The following is a 19,429-nucleotide window of genomic DNA, read 5'->3' as shown; positions in this document are numbered from 1 at the left end:
CGGGGCGGCGGGTCGGGGAAAGGAGGGCCGGGGGGAGGAGGGTCGGGGCAATCCGGGCGCCGAGCCGGAGCTGATCGAGCCGGAGCTGATTGAGCCGCGCGGCCCGGCGCCCGCGTACTGGCGGCTGGCGAACGCCCCGCGGCGCACCGGGGCCGGCCGCGAGCTGAGGTACCCGGCGGGTGCGGCCACCGTGCAGGAGGGGCTGTCGATGGTGGCCACCACCCGGCTCGGCCTGCTGCTGTGCGAGGCGAGCGTCCGGTACGTCCAGCGGCCGGACATCAGCTACCTGCCGGTGCCGGACCTGCCGCCCTCCTCGCTGCTCGTGGTCCAGCGGGAGGACCGGCCGCACCGGCTGGCGGCCGGCTTCGTCGAGCAGCTGGTCCGGCACGCGGGCTGACGCGGCAGGAGGCCTGACGCGTCAGGAGGCGCCGGCCCGCCGCGGACGGGAGAACACGGCGAGCAGCCACCCGGTGGCCGTGCAGAGCGCCGCGGTGAGCAGCGCGGCACGGTTGCCGGCCTGGTCGACGACCAGCCCGCCGGCCAGCGAGCCCAGCCCGATGCTGGCGTTGAACACGCCCGCCCACAGGGCCGCGGCGGGCTCGATCAGGGCCGGGGCGGCCGTCCGGACCCAGGTCTGGGTGGAGACCGACACCCCGCCGTAGGCGACGCCCCACAGGACCAGGACGAGCAGCACGGCGGCCGGGCTCCCGGTGGCGGGCGGCAGCAGCCCGGCGGCCAGCGCGACGCCGCCGAGCGCGGTGAGCACGGCGGTCCTCGGGCGGCGGCCGGCCAGCGCGCCGAGGCTGAAGTTCCCGGCGACGCCCGCGAGTCCGTACACCAGCAGGCAGCTCGCGATGACGCCGGTGCCCAGGCCGGCGTCGGCCTCCAGCACCGGGCGGACGTAGGTGTACCCGGTGAAGTGGCCGAGCGCGGCGAGCGCGCTGATCGCGAGCCCGGCGGCGACGCCCCGGTGCCGCAGGGCGCCGGCCGGGCCGCCGGCCCGGACGCGCTCGTGGACCGGCAGCGCGGGCAGGGTGGCGGCCAGGACGACGGCGCAGACGGCCCCGAGCAGGGCGAGCGCCCAGAACGCGGACCGCCAGCCGGCCAGTGCGGCCAGGTAGGTGCCGAGCGGGACGCCGAGGACGGAGGCGATCGAGACGCCGGAGAAGATCAGCGTGGTGGCGAGGGCGAGGCGCGGGCCGTCGGCGAGGCGGGGGCCGAGCCCGGCGGCCAGGCCCCAGACGATGCCCATGGCGACGCCGAGCAGGACGCGGGCGGCGGCGAGGCCGAGGAAGTCGGGGGCGAGGGCGGTGAGCGCGTCGGCGAGGGCGAGGACGGCCACGGAGGCGATCAGGACGGTGCGGCGGTCGCGCAGCCCGATCAGGGCCGGGGTGAGGAGCGAGAGGACGGCGGCGATCAGGCCGGTGATGGTGAGGGAGAGTCCGGTGACGCCCTCGCTGACACCGAGGGTGTCGGACATCGGGGTGAGCAGGCCCACCGGCATCATCTCGGAGGAGACCGTGGTGAAGGTGGTGAGGGCGACGGCGAGCACCGGGGCCCAGCGGTGGGCGGGGACGGCGGCGGGGGCGGCCGGGGGCGCGAGGGTTTCCTGGTTCGGCATGCGGCCAGCCCATCAGCCGGGTGGAGCGGCGAACAAGATCGATCCGCGCATGGATCGATGAGCCTGGATCATGGATCCCCTCGGGGGCACGGACACGGACACGGACACGGACACGGGCAGGGGGCCGGGCGGGTGCCCGGCCCCCTGCCCGCGGAGCGTCACTCCGCCGGGGCGATCCGGTGGCCGCCGCGCGCCGAGTGCAGGACCAGCGCCTCGACCGGGCAGAACTCCACCGCCTCGGCCAGCTCCGGCGTCAACTCGGCGCCGCCGGAGGCGTATCCGGCCAGCGGCCGAGCCAGCCCGTCCGGCCCGAGGGCCAGCGCGGCGGGAACACTGATCGCGCACATTCCGGAGCCGATGCAGCGGTCCCGGTCGACCCGGACGACCACGGGCTCGTCGGAGTCCGCCCCGGGGTCCGTCGCCGCGCTCTCCTCCACCGGGTCGCCGGAGCGGCGCGGTACGGCCGTCACCAGGCGACCCGGAGGGTGTTCGGGCTGCGCGTGACCAGGCCGCGCCGCCAGTCGATGCCCTCGACCGGTTCGTCCAGCCGCAGCGCGGGCAGGCGGCGGGCCAACCGGTGCAGGGCGAGCTCGAGTTCCGTCCGGGCCAGCCAGGCGCCGAGGCAGTGGTGCGGCCCGGCGCCGAAGGTCAGCAGCGGGGCGGCCAGCGGGGAGAACAGCTCGGTGACGAGGTCGCCGGTGAAGACCTCCGGGTCGTGGTTGGCGGCGTTGGTGACGGCGGCCACCACGCTGCCGGACGGGATCGCCACCCCGCCGATCTCCACGTCCTCGACGGTGCGGCGCAGCAGCCCGGGGTTGTGGTCGACGGCGTCGCCGAGCGGGACGGCGCGCAGCAGCTGCTCGGTGGCGGCGGCCGCGCTGGCCTCGTCGGAGGCGAGCCGCCGCCAGGCGTCCCGGCCGTCCTCCAGCAGGTAGACCAGGGCGTTGCCGAGGCTGGTCATGGTGGTCTCGTGGCCGGCCACGACCAGGCCGACGACCAGCGCCACCAGCTGCGGCTCGGTGATCGTGCCGTCCTCGGCGGCGGCCGCGAGCAGGCTGCTGACCAGGTCCTCGCCGGGGGCGGCCCGGCGTTCGGCGATCACCTCGGCGCCGAACGCGGTGAACTCCCGCAGCGCGGCCCGGATCTCCTCGGCGGTGAAGGCGGTGGTGGACAGCGCGTGGTCGCTCCAGTGCCCGAGCCTCTTGCCGTCCAGGTGGTCCAGGCCCATCAGCCGGCTGATCACGGCGATCGGCAGCCGGCGGGTGTAGCCGGCGACGATGTCGGCGGGGGAGCCGCGGTCGATCAGCTCGTCGATCAGGGATTCGACCACCGAGGCCACCCAGGGCCGCCAGCGGGCGATGGCCCGGGGGGTGAACGCCCGCTGCACGGTGCGGCGCAGCCGCTGGTGCTCGGCGCCGTCGATGTTCAGGATGCTCTGCGGGTCGTCCAGGATGTTCGGGATCAGCTTGAGCGGCGGCGCGCCCGGGGCGTGCAGGGCGGCGCGGTTGAGGCGGGGGTCGGTCAGCACCTGCCGGACGTCGGCGTGCCGGCTGACCAGCCAGACGGGGGTTCCGGTCATCAGCGCGGCGAGCCGGGGCGGGCCGGGCTCCATGGCGCGCAGGCAGTGCAGCGGGACGAGCGGGGCGGTGCCGGGGCCGGCACCGGTCGCACTGTTCTCGGCGGACATCCGTACTCCAGACTCCAGGGCGATGGGCCGCGGGGGCGGCCCGGCGGGGGGAACCGGGATGGTGCGGGGGACGGGTGGCGCGGCGGGCCGGGGCGTCGGGCGAGACGCGCGGTGCGTGGTGCGTGGTGGCGTGTGCTGACGGGACTCGGTGCGTCGGGGAATCGGTGCTGACGGGGAATCGGTGCGTCGGGGTGGTCTCGGCGGGCTGCTGGGGCAGGGGTCTCCGGCCGGGGCGGTGGCGCGAAACGTGCGGGCGCGTACGGTCGGTACGTGCCCGGAACGTCCGCGGAACGTCCCCGGGGATCCCCGGCGCGGGTGGCGCGCGATGGCGCGCCGTCAGGTGGGGCGGGTGTGCTGAGCGTGGTCGGGTGAACCGCTTCCGCTACGACGACCGTACGTGGGCGGCGGGCCGCCCGTCTGCGGCAGTTCCAGCCAACGGCGGTGGTTCACGGGGTGGTTCCGGCTACCGCGGCGGCCGGTCCGAGCCGGTCCGGGGCGCGCTGACGGGCGCTCGGCGTCGCCCGCGCGCCGCCGTCGCCGGGGTGCGCCGGTCGGCGGCGGGTGCGGCGCCGGTGAGCGGCGGCGCATGCCACCGGCATGTGCGGCGGGCCGGATCACCGCCGTCGCTCCGGCGGCGTCCGCGGAGCCGGGCGCTACGCTTCGTGGTCGGTGGTTCCGTGGCACGAGCCGCGGCGCCGCCACCGAACGCGGCAGGACGGGCCGGTGCGGAGCAGCACCGGCGGACGGAGGTGGGATCGGATGGCCCAGCAGGTCAAGGCAGTCATCGCGCGCGCCAAGGGCGCGCCCGTGGAGGTGACCACGATCGTCGTGCCGGACCCGGGGCCGGGGGAGGCGGTGGTCCGGATTCAGGCTTGCGGCGTCTGCCACACCGACCTCCACTACCGGGAGGGCGGCATCAACGACGAGTTCCCGTTCCTGCTCGGCCACGAGGCCGCGGGCATCGTGGAGTCGGTCGGCGAGGGCGTCACCGAGGTCGCGCCCGGTGACTTCGTGGTGCTCAACTGGCGTGCGGTGTGCGGCCAGTGCCGTGCCTGCAAGCGCGGTCGCCCGCAGTACTGCTTCGCCACCCACAACGCGAAGCAGAAGATGACGCTGCTGGACGGCACCGAGCTGTCCCCGGCGCTGGGCATCGGCGCGTTCGCCGAGAAGACCCTGGTCGCGGCCGGGCAGTGCACCAAGGTGGACGGCGCCGCCGAGCCGGCCGTGGCCGGCCTGCTGGGCTGCGGCGTGATGGCGGGCCTCGGCGCCGCGATCAACACCGGCAACGTCGGCCGCGGCGACACCGTCGCGGTGATCGGCTGCGGCGGCGTCGGCGGCGCGGCCGTGATGGGCTCCCGGCTGGCCGGCGCGTCGAGGATCATCGCGGTGGACATCGACGACCGGAAGCTGGAGACGGCGGTCCGGCTCGGCGCCACCCACACCGTCAACTCCCGCACCACCGACCCGGTCGAGGCGATCCGGGAGCTGACCGGCGGCAACGGCGCGGACGTGGTGGTGGAGGCGGTCGGCCGCCCCGAGACGTACCGGCAGGCCTTCTACGCCCGCGACCTCGCCGGCACCGTCGTCCTGGTCGGAGTGCCGACGCCGGAGATGACGCTGGAGCTCCCGCTGCTGGACGTGTTCGGCCGCGGCGGCGCGCTCAAGTCCTCCTGGTACGGCGACTGCCTGCCCTCGCGGGACTTCCCGATGCTCATCGACCTCCATCTCCAGGGCCGCCTGGACCTCGCCGCCTTCGTCACCGAGACCATCGAACTCGGCGGCGTGGAGCAGGCGTTCGAGCGCATGCACCACGGTGACGTGCTCCGCTCGGTGGTGGTCTTCTGATGGCCGCGGGGACCGCCCGGATCGACCGGCTCGTCACCGCCGGGACCTTCGAACTCGACGGCGGCAGCTGGGAGGTGGAGAACAACGTGTGGATCGTCGGCGACGACGCCGAGGCCGTGGTGATCGACGCCGCGCACGACGCCGACGCCATCGAGGCCGCGCTCGGCGGCCGCCGGCTGCTCGCGATCGTCTCCACCCACGCCCACAACGACCACGTCGACGCGGCCCCGGCGCTCGCCGCCCGCACCGGCGCGCCGATCCTGCTGCACCCGGACGACCTGCCGCTGTGGAAGCTCACCCACCCCGAGCGGCTGCCGGACGGCGAACTAGCGGACGGGCAGCGGATCGCGGTCGCCGGCACGGAGCTGACCGTGCTGCACACCCCGGGCCACGCCCCCGGCGCAGTCTGCCTGTACGCGCCCGACCTGGGCACCGTCTTCACCGGCGACACCCTGTTCCACGGCGGGCCCGGCGCGACCGGCCGGTCCTTCTCGCACTTCCCGACCATCATCGAGTCGATCCGCGAGCGGCTGCTGTCGCTCCCGGCCGACACGGTGGTGCGCACCGGCCACGGCGACCCGACCACCATCGGCGCCGAGGCCCCGGCCCTGCCGGAGTGGATCGCCCGCGGGCACTGACGCGCCGTACGCCCACGAAGGCCCCCGGGAGTCCCGCGAGCTCCCGGGGGCCGTACGATCCCGATCATGGCCCAGGACCCGCGCGACCTCGACGACGCCATGCTCGCCTTCTGGCGCGAGCGGCACATCTCCACGCTGACCACCACCCGCCCGGACGGCTCGCCGCACGTGGTGCCGGTCGGCGTCACCTTCGACCCGGAGACCGGCACGGCCCGGGTCATCACCAGCCGGACCAGCCGCAAGGCGCGCAACGTCGCCGCGGCCGGCGCGCAGGGCCTGCGGGTGGCCGTCTGTCAGGTGGACCGGGCGCGCTGGGCCACCCTGGAGGGCGTCGCGGTCGTCCGCGACGAGCCGGAGCAGGTCGCCGACGCCGAGCGCCGCTACGAGGCGCGCTACCGGACGCCCCGGGAGAACCCGGATCGGGTGGTCATCGAGATCGCGGTCGACCGCGTCCTCGGGCGTGGCTGAGCGGCACACGCCCACCGCCTTTCCCACGAGCTTTCCGGAAGTGCCGTCACGGTGAATACGGAAACAATCTCCCGACCGTCATTCAGTGAATGGTTACGCGCGTCAACTTGGACGTCGGCGGGGCACTCCATGGGCTCCCACCTGCCCGGATGCCGTTCTTAATGAGTCCTTACCCTTTTCCATTGACCGGTGTTCATCAGCTCTGCTTTCCTTCATGCCCAGCAGGCGGCCCCCACCGACGGGTGGTCAATTCCGGGTGTGCGGACTCATCGAACCGGATTGGCCTCCGGCGGAATTCGCCGTCTGCCCTTCCCCACAAAGGGATCGTCCGCCGGCTCCCCGGCCGGCCGGGCGATCGGTACGAGAGAGGCACCCTCACCATGGGTCACTCCCGCAGACTGCGGCGTGCGAAGTACGCGACGCTCACCGGAATGGCGTCCCTGGCGCTCGCCGCCGCCGGTCTCGCCGGCGCTGCCGGGCCTGCCGCCGCGCAGGACATCCCCGGCATCCCGAGCAACAGCACGGCCAACGAGTTCAACCCCTGGAGCCCGCAGGCCGGGCACCCGTACCGCCACGGCGCGGTGCCGGGCAAGCAGCAGCACGAGAACTACAAGCAGTGGCTCGCCGCGCACAACCAGGCGGCGGCCACCGGCCAGCAGACGCTGTCCTACGGCGGCGGCGTCGACGGCATCGGCGTGCAGAGCGGCCACTCCAAGGTCTACCTGATCTTCTACGGCACCCAGTGGGGCACCCAGACCACCGACGCCAACGGCAACGCCAAGTTCTCGGGCGACTCGGCGGGCGCCGCCGGTGCCACCCAGCAGATGTTCAAGGGCATCGGCACCAACGGCGAGACCTGGTCGGCCGACCTGACGCAGTGGTGCGACGGCCCGAACGTCGCCTCCGGCGCCGTCAGCTGCCCGTCCAACGCCAACTTCATCCCGTACCAGAGCGGCGGCGTGCTGTCCGGCGTCTGGTACGACAACGCGGCCGCCTCGCCGTCCCAGGCGACCGGCAACCAGCTCGCCCAGGAGGCCGTCAAGGCCGCCGGCCACTTCGGCAACACCACCGCCGCCGCCAACCGCGACGCGTACTACATCGTCCTGTCGCCGCACGGCACCAACCCGGACGACTACCAGAACCCGACCACCGGGTACTGCGCCTGGCACGACTGGAACGGCGACACCACCCTCACCGGTGGCGCGGCGAGCTCGCCCTACGGCGACATCGCGTTCTCGAACCAGCCGTACAACATCGACGCGGGCGCCAACTGCGGCGTCGGCTTCGTCAACTCGCCCGGCACCCTGGACGGTTGGACGATGACCCTCGGCCACGAGTGGCACGAGATGATGTCCGACCAGAACCCGGCCGGCGGCTGGACCAACCACGTGTCCGGCAGCTCGTACAACGGCCAGGAGAACTCCGACGAGTGCGCCTGGATCAAGCCGGGCTCCACCGGCGGCGCCGCGAACATCTCCTTCGGCGCCTTCGGCTCCTACGCCGAGCAGGCCAGCTGGTCGAACGACACCAACTCCTGCGCGATCTCGCACGCGATCCTGACCCACGGCAACACCGTGACCGTCACCAACCCGGGCAACCAGACCGGGACCGTCGGCACCGCGGCGAGCCTGCAGATCAGCGCCAGCGACTCGGCCTCCGGCCAGACCCTGACCTACTCGGCCACCGGCCTGCCCGCCGGCCTGTCGATCAACTCCTCGACCGGCCTGATCTCCGGCACGCCGACCGCCTCCGGCACCGCCAGCGTGACGGTCACCGCGAAGGACACCACCGGCGCCGCCGGCAGCACCAGCTTCACCTGGACCGAGTCCACCGGCGGTGGCGGCGGCAACGCCGTCACCAACGGCGGCTTCGAGAACGGCAACACCACCGGCTGGACCACCACCGGCACCGCCACCACGCCCGCCGCGGCCGCCCACACCGGCAGCTACGGCCTGCAGCTCGGCTCCACCAGCCCCAGCACGGACTCCACCGCCGCGCAGACCTTCACCGCGCCGACCGGCTCCAGCAAGCTGTCCTTCTGGTACAGCAACACCTGCCCGGACACCCTGACCTACGACTGGGCGACGGCCACCCTGAAGGACAACACCACCGGCACGACCACCACGGTCCTCGCCAAGACCTGCTCCTCCGCCGCGACCTGGACCAACCAGACCGCGACCGTCACCCCCGGGCACTCGTACACGCTCACCCTGAGCAACCACGACGACAACTACGCGGGTGACGCGACCTACACCTACTACGACGACGTGACCGTCTCCTGACGATCACCCTCGCCCGAGCCGCCGGGGTGGGCCACGTGCCCGCCCCGGCGCGCTCTTTCCGCTTCCGGGGGGATCCGATCCGGCCTCCGGTGCGTCGAACCGGCACCACGTCGGTACTGCTTCGGTACTGCTTCGGTACTGCTCGGCACTGATCGCACCACGGCACCAGAGGAACCACTGTGAACCTGAGAAGACCCGCCGCCCTCGCCCTGACCTGCGCCGCCGCCCTGCTGGCCCTGGCCGGCTGCGGCTCGGCCGGCCCGTCGACGGCCTCGTCGGCCTCGTCGGCCGCCCCGTCCGCCCCCGCGAGCACGCCGGCCGCCGTCACCGCCGACGAGCACGCCGACCGCACCACCCTGAAGGTCGCCGCGGGCACCACGGTCACCGTCGAGCTGCACAGCACCTACTGGTCCGGCGCCACCAGCACCGCCCCCGACGTCCTCGCCCCCGCCGCCGGCCCGGCCACCTCGCCCTCCCCCTCCTGCCGCCCGGGCGGCGGCTGCGGCACCGTCGCCACCTCCTTCACCGCCCGCACGCCCGGCACGGCCCACCTCACCGCCTCCCGCACCACCTGCGGCGAGGCCCTGGCCTGCGGGCCGCAGCAGCGGACGTACGACGTCACCGTCGAGGTCACCGGCTGACGGCGCTCGCGTTCGCCCCGGCCCCGGTTCTAGGCTGAACGGCATGGGTGTGCCCGCGACGAGTCCCGGCGCCCCGGCCGCCGACGCGGCCGGCCTGGAGGCGCTGGTGCGGCTGCTGGCCGGGCGGGGTGTGGTGGTGCTCAGCGGCGCCGGGCTGTCGACGGAGTCGGGCATCCCCGACTACCGGGGCGAGACCGGCAGCCGCCGGCGCGGCACGCCGATGACGTACCAGGAGTTCACCGGCAGCGAGGCGGCCCGCCGCCGGTACTGGGCGCGCAGCCACGTCGGCTGGCGCACGATCGCGGGCGCCGAGCCGAACGCCGGGCACCGGGCGGTGGAGCAGCTGCGGCGCTCGGGCCACGTGGCGGCGGTGATCACCCAGAACGTGGACGGTCTGCACCACGCGGCCGGCACCCGTACGGCCGTCGAGCTGCACGGCGCGCTGCGCCGGGTGGTGTGCCTGGCCTGCCGGCGCACCACCTCGCGCGAGGAGCTGGACGGCCGCCTGGACGCGCTGAACGCCGGGTTCCGAGCGGGATCGGCCCGGCTGAACCCGGACGGCGACGCCGAACTGCCGCCGGAGCTGGTGGACGGCTTCCGGGTCGCTCCCTGTCCGGCCTGCGGGGGCGTGCTCAAGCCGGACGTCGTCTTCTTCGGCGAGAGCGTGCCCGAGCCCCGGGTCCGGCGCTGCTTCGAACTCGTCGACGCCGCCCAGGCGTTGGTGGTCCTCGGCTCCTCGCTCACCGTCCTGTCCGGCCTGCGCTTCGTGCGCCGCGCCGCCGCGGCGGGCACGCCCGTGGTGATCGTCAACCAGGGCGCGACCCGGGCGGACGAGCTCGCCGCGGCCCGGGTCGGCCTGCCGCTGGGCGCGGTGCTGACCGAGGCCGCCCGGCGGGTCAGGAGCGGGTAGCGAGCGCGTGCAGGGAGGCCTTGAGGGCGGTGAGGAAGCGCTCCAGGGCGGCCTCGTCGACGAGGTCGAGCGACAGGTACGGGTTGAGGTCCTCCAGCTCGACGAGGAGCAGACCGCCCTCCGGGGTGCGGCAGGCGTCGACGCGCTGGATGCCGTGCTCGACGGTGTTCCACGCGACGAGGCGGCGGGCGAAGTCGAGGTCGGCGGCGGTGGGCTCGTACGGTTCGAGGCGCCAGCGCTGCTCGGGGTCGGGCGCGTACAGGGCGTACTGGAAGGCGTCGTCGACGAAGTAGAACGAGACCTCGTAGGTGAACGGGATCAGCGGCTGGACCAGCACGCCGTCGTACGCGACGGAGCCGAGCTCGTCGCGGGGGACGATACGCAGGCCGATCGAGTCGGCGCCGAGCTTCGGCTTGACGACGTACGCGGGGACGACGGGCAGGCGCGCGAGGTCCTCGGCCCGGTCGACGGTCGGGATGACGGGGTACCCGGCGGCGCTCAGGTCCAGCAGGTACTGCTTGCCGGCCATGTCGGCCCGCCCGGTCAGCTGGTTGTACACGCGGGTGCCGCGTTCCAGCGCCCGGCGGCGGAAGTCCTCGTACCCGGCGCGGTAGTCGAGCACCGGGCCGCTGTTGCGGACCAGCACCACGTCGAAGCCGTCCATCAGCGCGGCGGCGTCGAGCGGGTGGCACAGGGCGACGTCGAAGTCCTCGCGCAGCCGGGCGGAGAGCCGGATGTCCTCGTCGCAGTAGCGGCGGCCCCGGGCCTGGTAGGCGAGGTCGGTGACGAGCAGGACACGGGGTCGGGCGGCGGGCATGAGCTCTCCTGAAGATCATCTTTCCTGCTCAGCCTACTATCGCGAAGCGGATGCGGGAGCGGGCCGTCCGGACGGGGGGCTTCATCGGGATGTCATCGGCTGCTGCCACCGTCGCTCTGTCGTCTCGGCCGAGCGCCCGCCGCACCGGAGAGGGCGGGGCGGCCGACTGCGTGGGGAGGTACGGATGCGAGCACGAAGGATCGCGGCCGCGGCAGCGGGAATCCTGCTGACGGTCGGGCTGACAGCGGCACAGGGGGCGACGGCGCAGGGGGCCACCGCGCGGGTGACCGCCCCGTGCGAGGGCACGTACACGATCGTCGTCGGGGGCACCGGCAGCTCGTGGAACAACGACGGGTTCACCGGCAACATCCAGCAGCACGTCGGGTACCCCACCCAGATCCCGAACGGCGCGAGCACCCGGGCGGGCGTCAACGAGCTGAACCGGCTGGTCCGGGACCAGCGCGCCGCGTGCCCGGACCAGCACGTCAAGATGGCCGGGTACTCCCTGGGAGCCGGTGTGGTGCACGTGTGGGTCACCGAGAACTGGCAGACGTTCGGCAACGTCAACGCCATCCTCATCGCGGACCCCAAGCGGCAGGGCCCTCCCGGGGCCAACGGCGGGGCCGTGCCGTTCGGCGGCTTCATCGGCGCCCCGCTCGCCGGTGCCGACAAGTTCTTCGGCAACATCCCCGTCAAGACGATCTGCCACTGGGACTACGTCTGCGACGAGTCCGCCGGCATCTGGACCTACCCGTACAACCACACCCACAACTACCCCGAAGACTTCAACATGGACCACCACAACGACAGCGCCAACGAGGTCTGGTACAACGGCGCCTGGTACCCCGCGTAGGCCCGCAACGCCCGCCGGCCGGGCGCGTGGGCGCTTCATCGGGATGTCATCGGCCCTCCCTAGTCTGGCCGTGTCCAGTCAAACGCACGGACCCGCACGACGGGGAAGGACGGCTCGATGGCACGGAGGAGACTCACGGCGAGGCTGCCGATCGCGGTCGTGGCCGCGATGGCCCTGATGAGCACGGCGGCGGCCGCCGGGACACCGGTGTCCGCCGCACCGGGGCCCGACAAGCCGACGATCCGGTACACCGAGTACGGGATCCCGCACATCATCGCCGCCGACCTGGAGGGGCTGGGCAAGGGATACGGGTACGCCGCCGCCAAGGACAACATCTGCACCCTGGCCGGCACCTACCTGATGGTCAACGCCCAGCGGTCCCGCTACCTGGGGCCCGACGGCAAGGCGAGCCCCGGCCAGAACCAGAACAGCACCACCAACCTCAACAGCGACCTGTACTTCCAGCGGATCAACGACAACCGCGTGGTGGAGGGGCTGATCGACCAGCCCGCGCCCAAGGGCCCGGAGCCGGAGGTCAGGGACGCCATCCGCGGCTACGTCCAGGGGTACAACCGGTACCTGGCCGAGACCGGCGTGAACAACATCTCCGACCCGGCCTGCCGTGGCGCGGCCTGGGTGCGGCCGATCACCGAGCTCGACGTCTACCGGCACGCGCACGCCGAGATCATCATGGGCAGCGCCGATCCGCTGCTGGACGGCGAAGTGAACGCCGCACCCCCGGGAGCATCGGCCGCCGCCCAGCCCGCGCTCTCCCCGGAGGAGACCGGCAACCGGATCCGCGAGGCGATGGCCGCCGCCCGCCAACAGGGCGCCATGGGCAGCAACGCCCTCGCCGTGGGCTCCCAGGGGGTCTCCGGCGGCACCAGCATGCTGCTGGCCAACCCGCACTTCCCCTGGCAGGGCAAGAACCGGATGTGGCAGGCCCAGTTGACCATCCCGGGGCGGTTCAACGTCTCCGGGGCCAGCCTGCTCGGCCTGCCCGCCGTGAACATCGGGCACAACGACGACGTCGCCTGGACCCACACCGTCGCCACGGTGGCCCCGTTCGGGCTGTTCGACGTCCAGGTGGACCCGCTGCACCCGACCAACTACCTGGTGGACGGCACCTGGCAGCCGATGACCTCACAGCAGGTCGGCGTCGACGTGCTGAACCCGGACGGCTCCGTCGGCAGGGTCACCAGGACGCTCTGGTCCACCCGGTACGGCCCGATCACCACCTCGATCCTCGGCACCCAGCTGCCCTGGGTGGTGAGCGCGCACGCGGTGCGCGACGCGAACATGGACAACCTGCGGGCGTTGAACACCTGGTTCCACCTAGACCAGGCCAAGGACGTCAACGACGTGGTGAACTCCCTGGAGACCACGGAGGGCGTGCCCTTCTTCAACACCGTCGCCTCCGACCGCAAGGGCAACGCGCTCTACGCGGACATCCAGGCCGCCCCGAACATCACCGACGCCCACGCGCAGTCCTGCCTCACCCTGACGGGTCAGGTGCTGTTCAACCAGCAGCTGCGGCTGCCCAACGTGCCACCGGTCTCCATCTTCGACGGCAAGCGCAGCGCGTGCGACTGGCCGAACGACCCGAACGCGGTCGCGCCCGGACTGCTGGACCCGCACGCGCAACCACGCCTGATCCGCTCCGACTTCGTCGGCAACGCCAACGACAGCGCCTGGCTGGCCAATCCCGAGCAGCCGCTGTCCTTCCCCCGGGTGATGGGCGACACCGGGCAACCGCGCTCGCTCCGCACCCAGGAGCTGATCCTGACCGCGCAGAACCGGATCAACGGCACCGACGGCCTGCCGGGCCGGGGCTTCACGCCCGAGACCATGCGGCAGTTGCTGTTCGCCGACAACAGCAGAGCGGCCGACCTGGCCCTGAACGCCACGGTGAGCGCCTGCCAGGGCGCGCCGTTCGGGCTCGTCCTGGTGGAGGGCAACCTGGTCAACATCAGTGAGGCGTGCCCGATCCTGGCCGCCTGGAACCACAAGTACACGGCGGACAGCCGGGGTTCCTGGCTGTTCGAGAACTTCTGGTTCAACCTGACCAACGGGCAGGCGATCGAGAAGCTGCCGTGGCGGGTCCCCTTCGATCCCAAGGATCCGGTGCACACGCCCAATTCGCTGGACGCGGGGAACGACAGCGTCCGAAACTCGCTCGCCCGGGCCGTCCTCGCGCTGCGCAACGCGGGCATCGCGTTGGACGCGCCGCTGTCGGACGTCCAGAGGATCACCCGCAACGGCGAGCAGATCCCGATCCACGGGTCGATCCACGAACTGGGCGTGCTGAACGTGGTCACCCCCGGCGCGGTCGACGGGAAGATGGACATCACCTTCGGCTCCAGCTTCATCCAGGAGACGCGGTTCACCGCGGACGGCCCGCCGCAGGCCGCCTCGCTGCTGGCCTACTCCCAGTCGGCCGACCCGACCTCGCCGCACTACGCGGACCAGACCAAGCTGTTCGCGGCCGGCCAGTGGGTGACCGAGCGCTACACCGAGGACCAGATCGCGGCCTCGCCGGTCCTGCAGACCAAGGTCCTGGACTGACGGCTCGCACGCCGCGACACGACACACCCGCGACACGACACGCCCGCGGCACGACGCGAGACGCGAGACGCCGCGACACGACACGACGCACGACGAGGGGGAACACCGTGACGAGGACGATCAGCCGGTGGCGAACGGTGGTGGCCCTGCTGGCCGCCGTCGTGGGAACGGCCACCACGGCGGGCACCGCGCAAGCCGCCGCCGGCACCGGGGCCGCCGGAACGCCGCCGCGGATGGCGGACGGGTACGGCCTGACCCAGGTCGACGCGGCCGTGGGAGGCCCGACGAACTTCTACCTCACCGTGACCACACCCGAGGTCACCGGGAAGCACCACATCAAGATCATCCTGCCGAGCGGGTACTACGACGATCCGGGCCGGCGCTACCCCGTGCTGTACTTCCTGCACGGCTCGCCCGACGACCCCGTCCAGCAGAACTACCCGGCGCTGACCATGTCCGACTCGATGATCACCGTCATCCCGGACGGCGGCGCCCGGGGCTGGTACGCCAACTGGCTGAACCAGAACACCCAGCTGGGAGCCCAGAACTGGGAGAACTTCCACCTCCAGCAGGTGATCCCGTTCATCGACGCGAACCTGCGGACCGTCGCCACCAAGAAGGCCCGGGCCGTCGCCGGCGTCTCCATGGGCGGGTTCGGGGCCCTCCACTACGCCCAGGACCACCCCGAACTGTTCAGCCAGACCGCGTCCCTGTCGGGGGACATCGACCTGTCGGCCGACTCGATGGACCTGCGGCTGGCCGTCGTCGCCTCCCTCATCGACGCGCAGGGCGCGATCTGCGGCTCGGCCTCCGGCGCCTGCGGCGACCCCGCGAACGACCCGTACAAGCCCGGCGTGGACAGCGACGCCCTGTTCGGCTCGCCCTACCCGGTGTTCAACGTGGACCGGCGGTGGAACGAGGTCGACCCGTCGCAGCACATGGACAAGCTCGCCGGGGTCGGGGTCTCCATCTACGTGGGCAACGGCCGCGGGGTGCCCACCGACCTGGAGTTCTGGCTCGAAGGCGCCTCCAAGCACGTCAAGGACCGCATGGACGCCCTGGGCATGCCCTACCACTACGTCGACTACGGTGACGGCGCCGCCTGGGGCACCCAGTGCAACGGCGGCCACAGCGCCGGCTGCTGGGAACAGGACCTCCGGGACCTGATCCCCCGGCTGGAACGGGCCTTCGCCTCCTGAGCCCCGAGCAGGGCACCCGGGCCTCACCGCACGGCCGCGGTGCGGCCCGGGCCGCCTCCGTCCCCGGCCAGGATCAGCTCGTGCGTCCGCCGCAGCATCCGGCTCGGGGCGACGCCCAGCTCGTCGGCCAGCCGGCGGTGGGTGCGGTCGAACACGGCCAGGGCGTCGGCCTGTCGGCCGCCGCGGTACAGCGCGTCCATCAGCATCGCGGCCACCGGCTCGTTCAGCGGGTGCTCCGCGGAGAGGACGAACAGCTCGGCGGTCGCCTCGGCGTGCCGGCCCAGCTCCAGCTGCCAGGCCGCCTTCCGCTGGGCGACGGCGATCCTGCGCTCGCTGAGCCGCAGCCGCTCCAACTCGGCGAGCGGGCCGGGCAGCGCGGCCAGGAGCTCCCCGCGGAACAGGCCCAGCGCCCGGGCGCAGAGGCGGACCGCCTCGGCCGGATCGCCCGCCCGATGGGCCGCCCCGGCCTCGGTGACCAGGTCCTCCATGCACGTCAGGTCCACTTCGGCCGCGCCGGGGACCAGTCGGTAGCCGCACCGGTCGTGCTCGATCACCGAGTCCGGGTCGTCCCCGAGGCGCAGGGTCTTGCGGAGGCGGTAGACGTGGACCGGCACCACGTTCGTGACCGGCTGCTCCGCCCCCCAGACGCCGTCCAGCAGCTCCTGCCGGCTGACCGTGCGGCCCGCGTGCAGCGCCAGCGCGGCCAGCACGGCCTGCTGGCGCAGGTGCCCCAGGTCCAGCGGCCGCCCGTCGCGCCAGGCCCGCAGTGGTCCGAGCACGGAGATCCGCACCTTCGCCCCGGCCGCCCGGCCGTCGGCGCCCCGCCGCACCGGGCCCGCCGCCCGCGTGCGGGGGCCGCGGCCGGGAGCGACCAGCCCGCAGTCGAAGGCGTGGACGATGGCCGCGGCCCGGTCGCGCAGCCCGAACGTCACCAGGATCCGCGCGAGGTGCCCGGCCACGGCGTCCTCGGAGAGGGCGAGGGCGGCGGCGATCTCGTCGTCCCGCAGGCCGCAGCCGACCGCGCGGAGCACGGCGCGTTCCTGAGGGCCGAGCGCCGTGGCGCTCGGCCGGCTGGTGGTGGCGGTCGTCGGCATCGCTGCTCCCAGGGCTGTCGGCCCGCCGGTCCGGCGGGCGCCGTCGACAAGCTAGTCAGGGCGGTGGCGGGCGGAGAATCCGGAACGATCCGGAGGCCGGCCCGCGCGACGGGCCCGTCAGGGGCAGCGGAGCAGGGTGGGGCGGTCCTTGGTGCGGACGGCGGGGAGCCAGGCGGTGGTGGGGCCGGGGAGGTGGACGCGGTACCAGAGGGTGGAGGTGCGGTCCTCCTCGTCGATGACGGGCAGGCCGGCGGGGAGCTGGCAGTCGGCGTCGAGGAGGTCGCCGTGCCAGACGCGGGTGGGGACGACGTTGTCGGCGGTGTACGGGCGCAGCGGGTCGACGGCGAGGCCGAGGCTGCACCGGGGGTCGCGGTCGGCGCGGTCCTGGCAGCTGCGCTCGGCGTTGAAGACCCGGACGCGGGAGGGGTGTGCGGCCGGGCCCGGGTCCGGCCAGAGCGCGGCGGTGACGGCGGCCGAGGCGCACGCGGCGAGGGCGACCAGGGCGGTGCGCGGCCGTGGGCGGCGCCGTCGCGGGCGGTGGCCGGCCTGGTGGGCGCGGATGCGGGCGAGCAGGCTCTCGGCGGTGTGCGGGGCGCGGGCGGCGTGGGTGGGGGCGAGGCAGTCGGCGGCCAGGGCGCGCCAGAACGGGGGTACGGCGGCGGCCAGCCGCAGGTCGGCGCGCCCTTCGGCGTACTGCTGGGCGGCGGCGCCGCGGGCGGTGGGGGTGGCGCCGGGGAAGGGCGGGACGCCGGCGGCGAACACCTCGTGGATCACGATGCCGAGCGCCCAGATGTCGGCGGTGGACCGGATCTTGATCCCGTGCTCGCCGAGCGGTTCCTTCCAGCGTTCCGGCGGGAGGTAGTCGGGGGTGCCCATGGGGGCGCAGTGGCCGTGGGTGCCGGTCAGTTCCACGGCGAGGCCGAAGTCGGAGAGGCGGACCTCGCCGTCCGGGCCGATGAGGACGTTCTCGGGTTTGAGGTCGGTGTGGACCCAGCCGGAGCGGTGCAGGTGGGCCAGGCCCTCGCAGATGCCGGCGATGATCCGGCCGCCCCGGTCCTCGTCGACGCCGGTGGCGAGCAGGTCGCGCAGGGTGCCCCGGGCGCGTTCCATCACCAGCACGACGGCGCCGTCGAGCGCGGGGTGGTCGGGGGCGGACAGGGTGAGGGAGTCGAGCAGCCGGACCAACCGGGGGTGCGGTGCGGTACGGGCCAACTCGGTTTCGCGGCGCGCCGCTTCGGCGACCTGGCGGGCCTGGCGGGGGGCGAGTCCGGCGGTCGGCAGCACCTTGAGGGCGACGGTGTCGGCCGCACCGCCGGTGTCGTCCGGGCCGGCGGCGGCCGTGGTGCCCCCGGCCCGGCGGGCGGCGTAGACCGTCGCCCAGCCGCCCTCGCCGATGGGCTCGGTGACGGTCCACTCGCCGACCCGGTGGCCGGCGGGCAGCAGCTCCTGGTCGGACCCGCGGAAGGCCGGGTGGTGCGTCATCGCGCCACTCCTCACCGTCCCGGCTCGACGGCGTCCGGGCGCGGCAGGAGCGCGAGGTGCTCCTCGCGGACGATGCCGAACTTCAGGGCGAGCCCCACCACGGCCTCGCGCTTGCCGTTGCGGCGGTCGGCGCGGGCCGCGTCGTCGGGCAGGTCGATGCGGAGCTTCTCGTCGGCGAGGTAGTCGAGGTGCGAGCTGACCGCGCGGGGGGTGAGCCGGGCGCAGGCCGGGTGGCCGCGCAGGCGCGCGACCACCTGCGGGGTGGTGGGCACGGCGGCGGGGGACCGGTCGCGCAGCCACGGTTCGCAGAGCGCGACCAGGACCAGGAAGTAGGTGGCGGTCTCGTCCAGCGAGTACGCCGTCATGGTGCGGCTCTCCCAGGAGCCGGCGCCGCGGGCGTGCGGGTCCAGGTAGACGTGGTCGGGCGCGAACACCTGGAAGCACAGCGGGGTTTCCCGCCGCGACGGCAGCACCACCCGGGAGAACTCGAACGGGATCGGCGCGCCGATCCGGCGGGGCGGCACCCGCAGGTACTCGCCGGCGCCCTCCGGGTTCTCGACCAGGTAGGCGTGGGTGCTGCTGAGGTTGCTCAACTGCCAGTGGTCGTCGGTCGCGTGGATCTCGCCGGCGAGCCGGGAGACCGTCTCGTCGCCGAGCCGGAGCTCCACCGGGGTGCCCGCGGAGCCGCGGCCGAAGCGCGCCCGCTCTCCCGGGCCGAGCCGCAGGGTGACGGCCTCGTCGCCGTTCCCCTCCGGCAGGTGGACGAGAATGCCGCTCACCGTACCCCCGTCCCGCGCACCACTGCCCCGTTTCGCATGCTCACCGTTGTCTCGGACGAAACGGTACCTCCTTGTGCATGACAATAAACCGCAGGGTGGCGCAGACCACTCGAAGGGGCAACGGCCCGGGCGGGAGCACGCGTGGGTGCTCCCGCCCGGGCCACCGGTGCGGTCAGTTGACGGCGGGTCCGGCGGTCGTGTTGAGCCAGGCCCAGTCGGACCAGGTGGAGAAGCCGGTCTGCCACTTGTGGTAGACGCCGGCGCTGCTGGTGCCGAACACCTCGATCCGGCCGTCCGCGTTGGTGGCCGCTCCGACCTCGGTACCGGCGCCGCCGAAGGTCTCCCACGGACCGTACGGAGCGTTGACGCCGGTCTGCCAGATGTGCTGCGCCGTACTGCCGTTGATGGCGAACACCTCCACCCGGCCGTCCGGTGCGCGCTCACTGGTCAGCTGGGAGTCGGCGGGGCCTGCGGCGGGTTCCCAGTCGGACCAGGTGGTGGGGTTGGTCTGGTACTTGTGGTAGACGCCCTTGGGTCCGGAGGCGAAG

General features: G+C 73.7%; 18 protein-coding genes. 10 read left to right on the top strand and 8 right to left on the bottom strand.

Going from position 1 to position 19,429, the window contains the following annotated elements; translation table 11 throughout:
• Positions 1–397: hypothetical protein (locus VM95_RS33940; protein WP_045704290.1), on the top strand; the 397-nt coding region annotated here is incomplete at its 5' end.
• A gap of 21 nt (positions 398–418) precedes the next feature.
• On the opposite strand, the gene VM95_RS33935 is transcribed toward VM95_RS33940, so the two are convergent.
• From VM95_RS33935 to VM95_RS33925, 3 genes are all read right to left on the bottom strand, one after another.
• Positions 419–1,621, bottom strand: a complete 1,203-nt coding sequence (locus tag VM95_RS33935) for an MFS transporter (protein ID WP_045704287.1) — start codon at positions 1,619–1,621, stop codon at positions 419–421.
• A gap of 158 nt (positions 1,622–1,779) precedes the next feature.
• Complete coding sequence (locus tag VM95_RS44860) at positions 1,780–2,091, bottom strand: ferredoxin (RefSeq protein ID WP_078860960.1); 312 nt, start codon at positions 2,089–2,091, stop codon at positions 1,780–1,782.
• Positions 2,088–3,308: a cytochrome P450 gene (locus VM95_RS33925; protein WP_045704285.1), complete on the bottom strand. Its 1,221-nt coding sequence runs from the start codon at positions 3,306–3,308 to the stop codon at positions 2,088–2,090. The genes VM95_RS44860 and VM95_RS33925 overlap by 4 nt, the downstream gene beginning before the upstream one ends.
• Before the next feature lie 759 nt (positions 3,309–4,067).
• On the opposite strand from VM95_RS33925, the gene VM95_RS33920 reads away from it, so the two are divergent.
• The 6 genes from VM95_RS33920 (at position 4,068) to VM95_RS33895 (ending at position 10,092) form a co-directional block, all read left to right on the top strand.
• Positions 4,068–5,153, top strand: a complete 1,086-nt coding sequence (locus tag VM95_RS33920) for an S-(hydroxymethyl)mycothiol dehydrogenase (protein ID WP_045704283.1) — start codon at positions 4,068–4,070, stop codon at positions 5,151–5,153.
• A complete protein-coding gene (locus VM95_RS33915; RefSeq protein WP_045704281.1) occupies positions 5,153–5,791 on the top strand; it encodes an MBL fold metallo-hydrolase in 639 nt (212 codons plus the stop codon). Before VM95_RS33920 ends, VM95_RS33915 begins: the two co-directional genes overlap by 1 nt.
• Positions 5,792–5,857: 66 nt before the next feature.
• Positions 5,858–6,259 carry a pyridoxamine 5'-phosphate oxidase family protein gene (locus VM95_RS33910; protein WP_045704279.1) on the top strand — a complete coding sequence of 134 codons (402 nt, stop codon included), beginning with the start codon at positions 5,858–5,860 and terminating at the stop codon, positions 6,257–6,259.
• 431 nt (positions 6,260–6,690) lie between these two features.
• Positions 6,691–8,541, top strand: coding sequence for an Ig domain-containing protein (locus tag VM95_RS43870; RefSeq protein WP_063889780.1), 1,851 nt, complete (start codon positions 6,691–6,693; stop codon positions 8,539–8,541).
• A 179-nt stretch (positions 8,542–8,720) separates the two neighbouring features.
• Positions 8,721–9,182 carry a hypothetical protein gene (locus tag VM95_RS33900; protein WP_045704277.1) on the top strand — a complete coding sequence of 154 codons (462 nt, stop codon included), beginning with the start codon at positions 8,721–8,723 and terminating at the stop codon, positions 9,180–9,182.
• Positions 9,183–9,225: 43 nt separating this feature from the next.
• Entirely contained in the window at positions 9,226–10,092 is an 867-nt protein-coding gene (locus VM95_RS33895; protein WP_045704275.1) for an NAD-dependent protein deacetylase, read from the top strand.
• Here VM95_RS33895 and VM95_RS33890 read toward each other — a convergent pair.
• Positions 10,079–10,909, bottom strand: coding sequence for an ATP-grasp domain-containing protein (locus VM95_RS33890; RefSeq protein ID WP_045704273.1), 831 nt, complete (start codon positions 10,907–10,909; stop codon positions 10,079–10,081). The two genes, VM95_RS33895 and VM95_RS33890, sit on opposite strands and share 14 nt — an antisense overlap.
• A gap of 184 nt (positions 10,910–11,093) precedes the next feature.
• Between VM95_RS33890 and VM95_RS33885 the strand changes: the two genes are divergently transcribed.
• From VM95_RS33885 to VM95_RS33875, 3 genes are all read left to right on the top strand, one after another.
• On the top strand, positions 11,094–11,762 hold the full coding sequence (locus VM95_RS33885; protein ID WP_045704271.1) for a cutinase family protein: 669 nt from the start codon (positions 11,094–11,096) through the stop codon (positions 11,760–11,762).
• Positions 11,763–11,879: 117 nt separating this feature from the next.
• Positions 11,880–14,327, top strand: a complete 2,448-nt coding sequence (locus VM95_RS33880) for a penicillin acylase family protein (protein ID WP_045704269.1) — start codon at positions 11,880–11,882, stop codon at positions 14,325–14,327.
• A 107-nt stretch (positions 14,328–14,434) separates the two neighbouring features.
• Positions 14,435–15,526, top strand: a complete 1,092-nt coding sequence (locus tag VM95_RS33875; RefSeq protein WP_045704267.1) for an alpha/beta hydrolase — start codon at positions 14,435–14,437, stop codon at positions 15,524–15,526.
• A 23-nt stretch (positions 15,527–15,549) separates the two neighbouring features.
• Here the strand turns inward: VM95_RS33875 and VM95_RS33870 are convergent, their stop codons facing one another.
• The 4 genes from VM95_RS33870 to VM95_RS33855 form a co-directional block, all read right to left on the bottom strand.
• Positions 15,550–16,620 carry an AfsR/SARP family transcriptional regulator gene (locus tag VM95_RS33870; protein ID WP_045704265.1) on the bottom strand — a complete coding sequence of 357 codons (1,071 nt, stop codon included), beginning with the start codon at positions 16,618–16,620 and terminating at the stop codon, positions 15,550–15,552.
• A 117-nt stretch (positions 16,621–16,737) separates the two neighbouring features.
• The gene (locus VM95_RS33865; RefSeq protein WP_045704262.1) at positions 16,738–18,102 is read right to left on the bottom strand and encodes a serine/threonine-protein kinase; all 1,365 of its coding nucleotides are present in this window, start codon (positions 18,100–18,102) and stop codon (positions 16,738–16,740) included.
• An 11-nt stretch (positions 18,103–18,113) separates the two neighbouring features.
• Positions 18,114–18,881: an FHA domain-containing protein gene (locus VM95_RS33860; RefSeq protein WP_045704259.1), complete on the bottom strand. Its 768-nt coding sequence runs from the start codon at positions 18,879–18,881 to the stop codon at positions 18,114–18,116.
• Between the two features lie 172 nt (positions 18,882–19,053).
• A partial coding sequence (locus VM95_RS33855) for a DUF8189 domain-containing protein (protein ID WP_045704257.1) occupies positions 19,054–19,429 on the bottom strand: 376 nt, incomplete at its 5' end.

The sequence above is a fragment of the Streptomyces rubellomurinus genome, assembly GCF_000961885.1.
GTDB lineage: Bacteria > Actinomycetota > Actinomycetes > Streptomycetales > Streptomycetaceae > Kitasatospora > Kitasatospora rubellomurina.
Note: the sequence above shows the minus strand (reverse complement) of the source record. Positions and strands in the feature narration are given on the sequence as shown.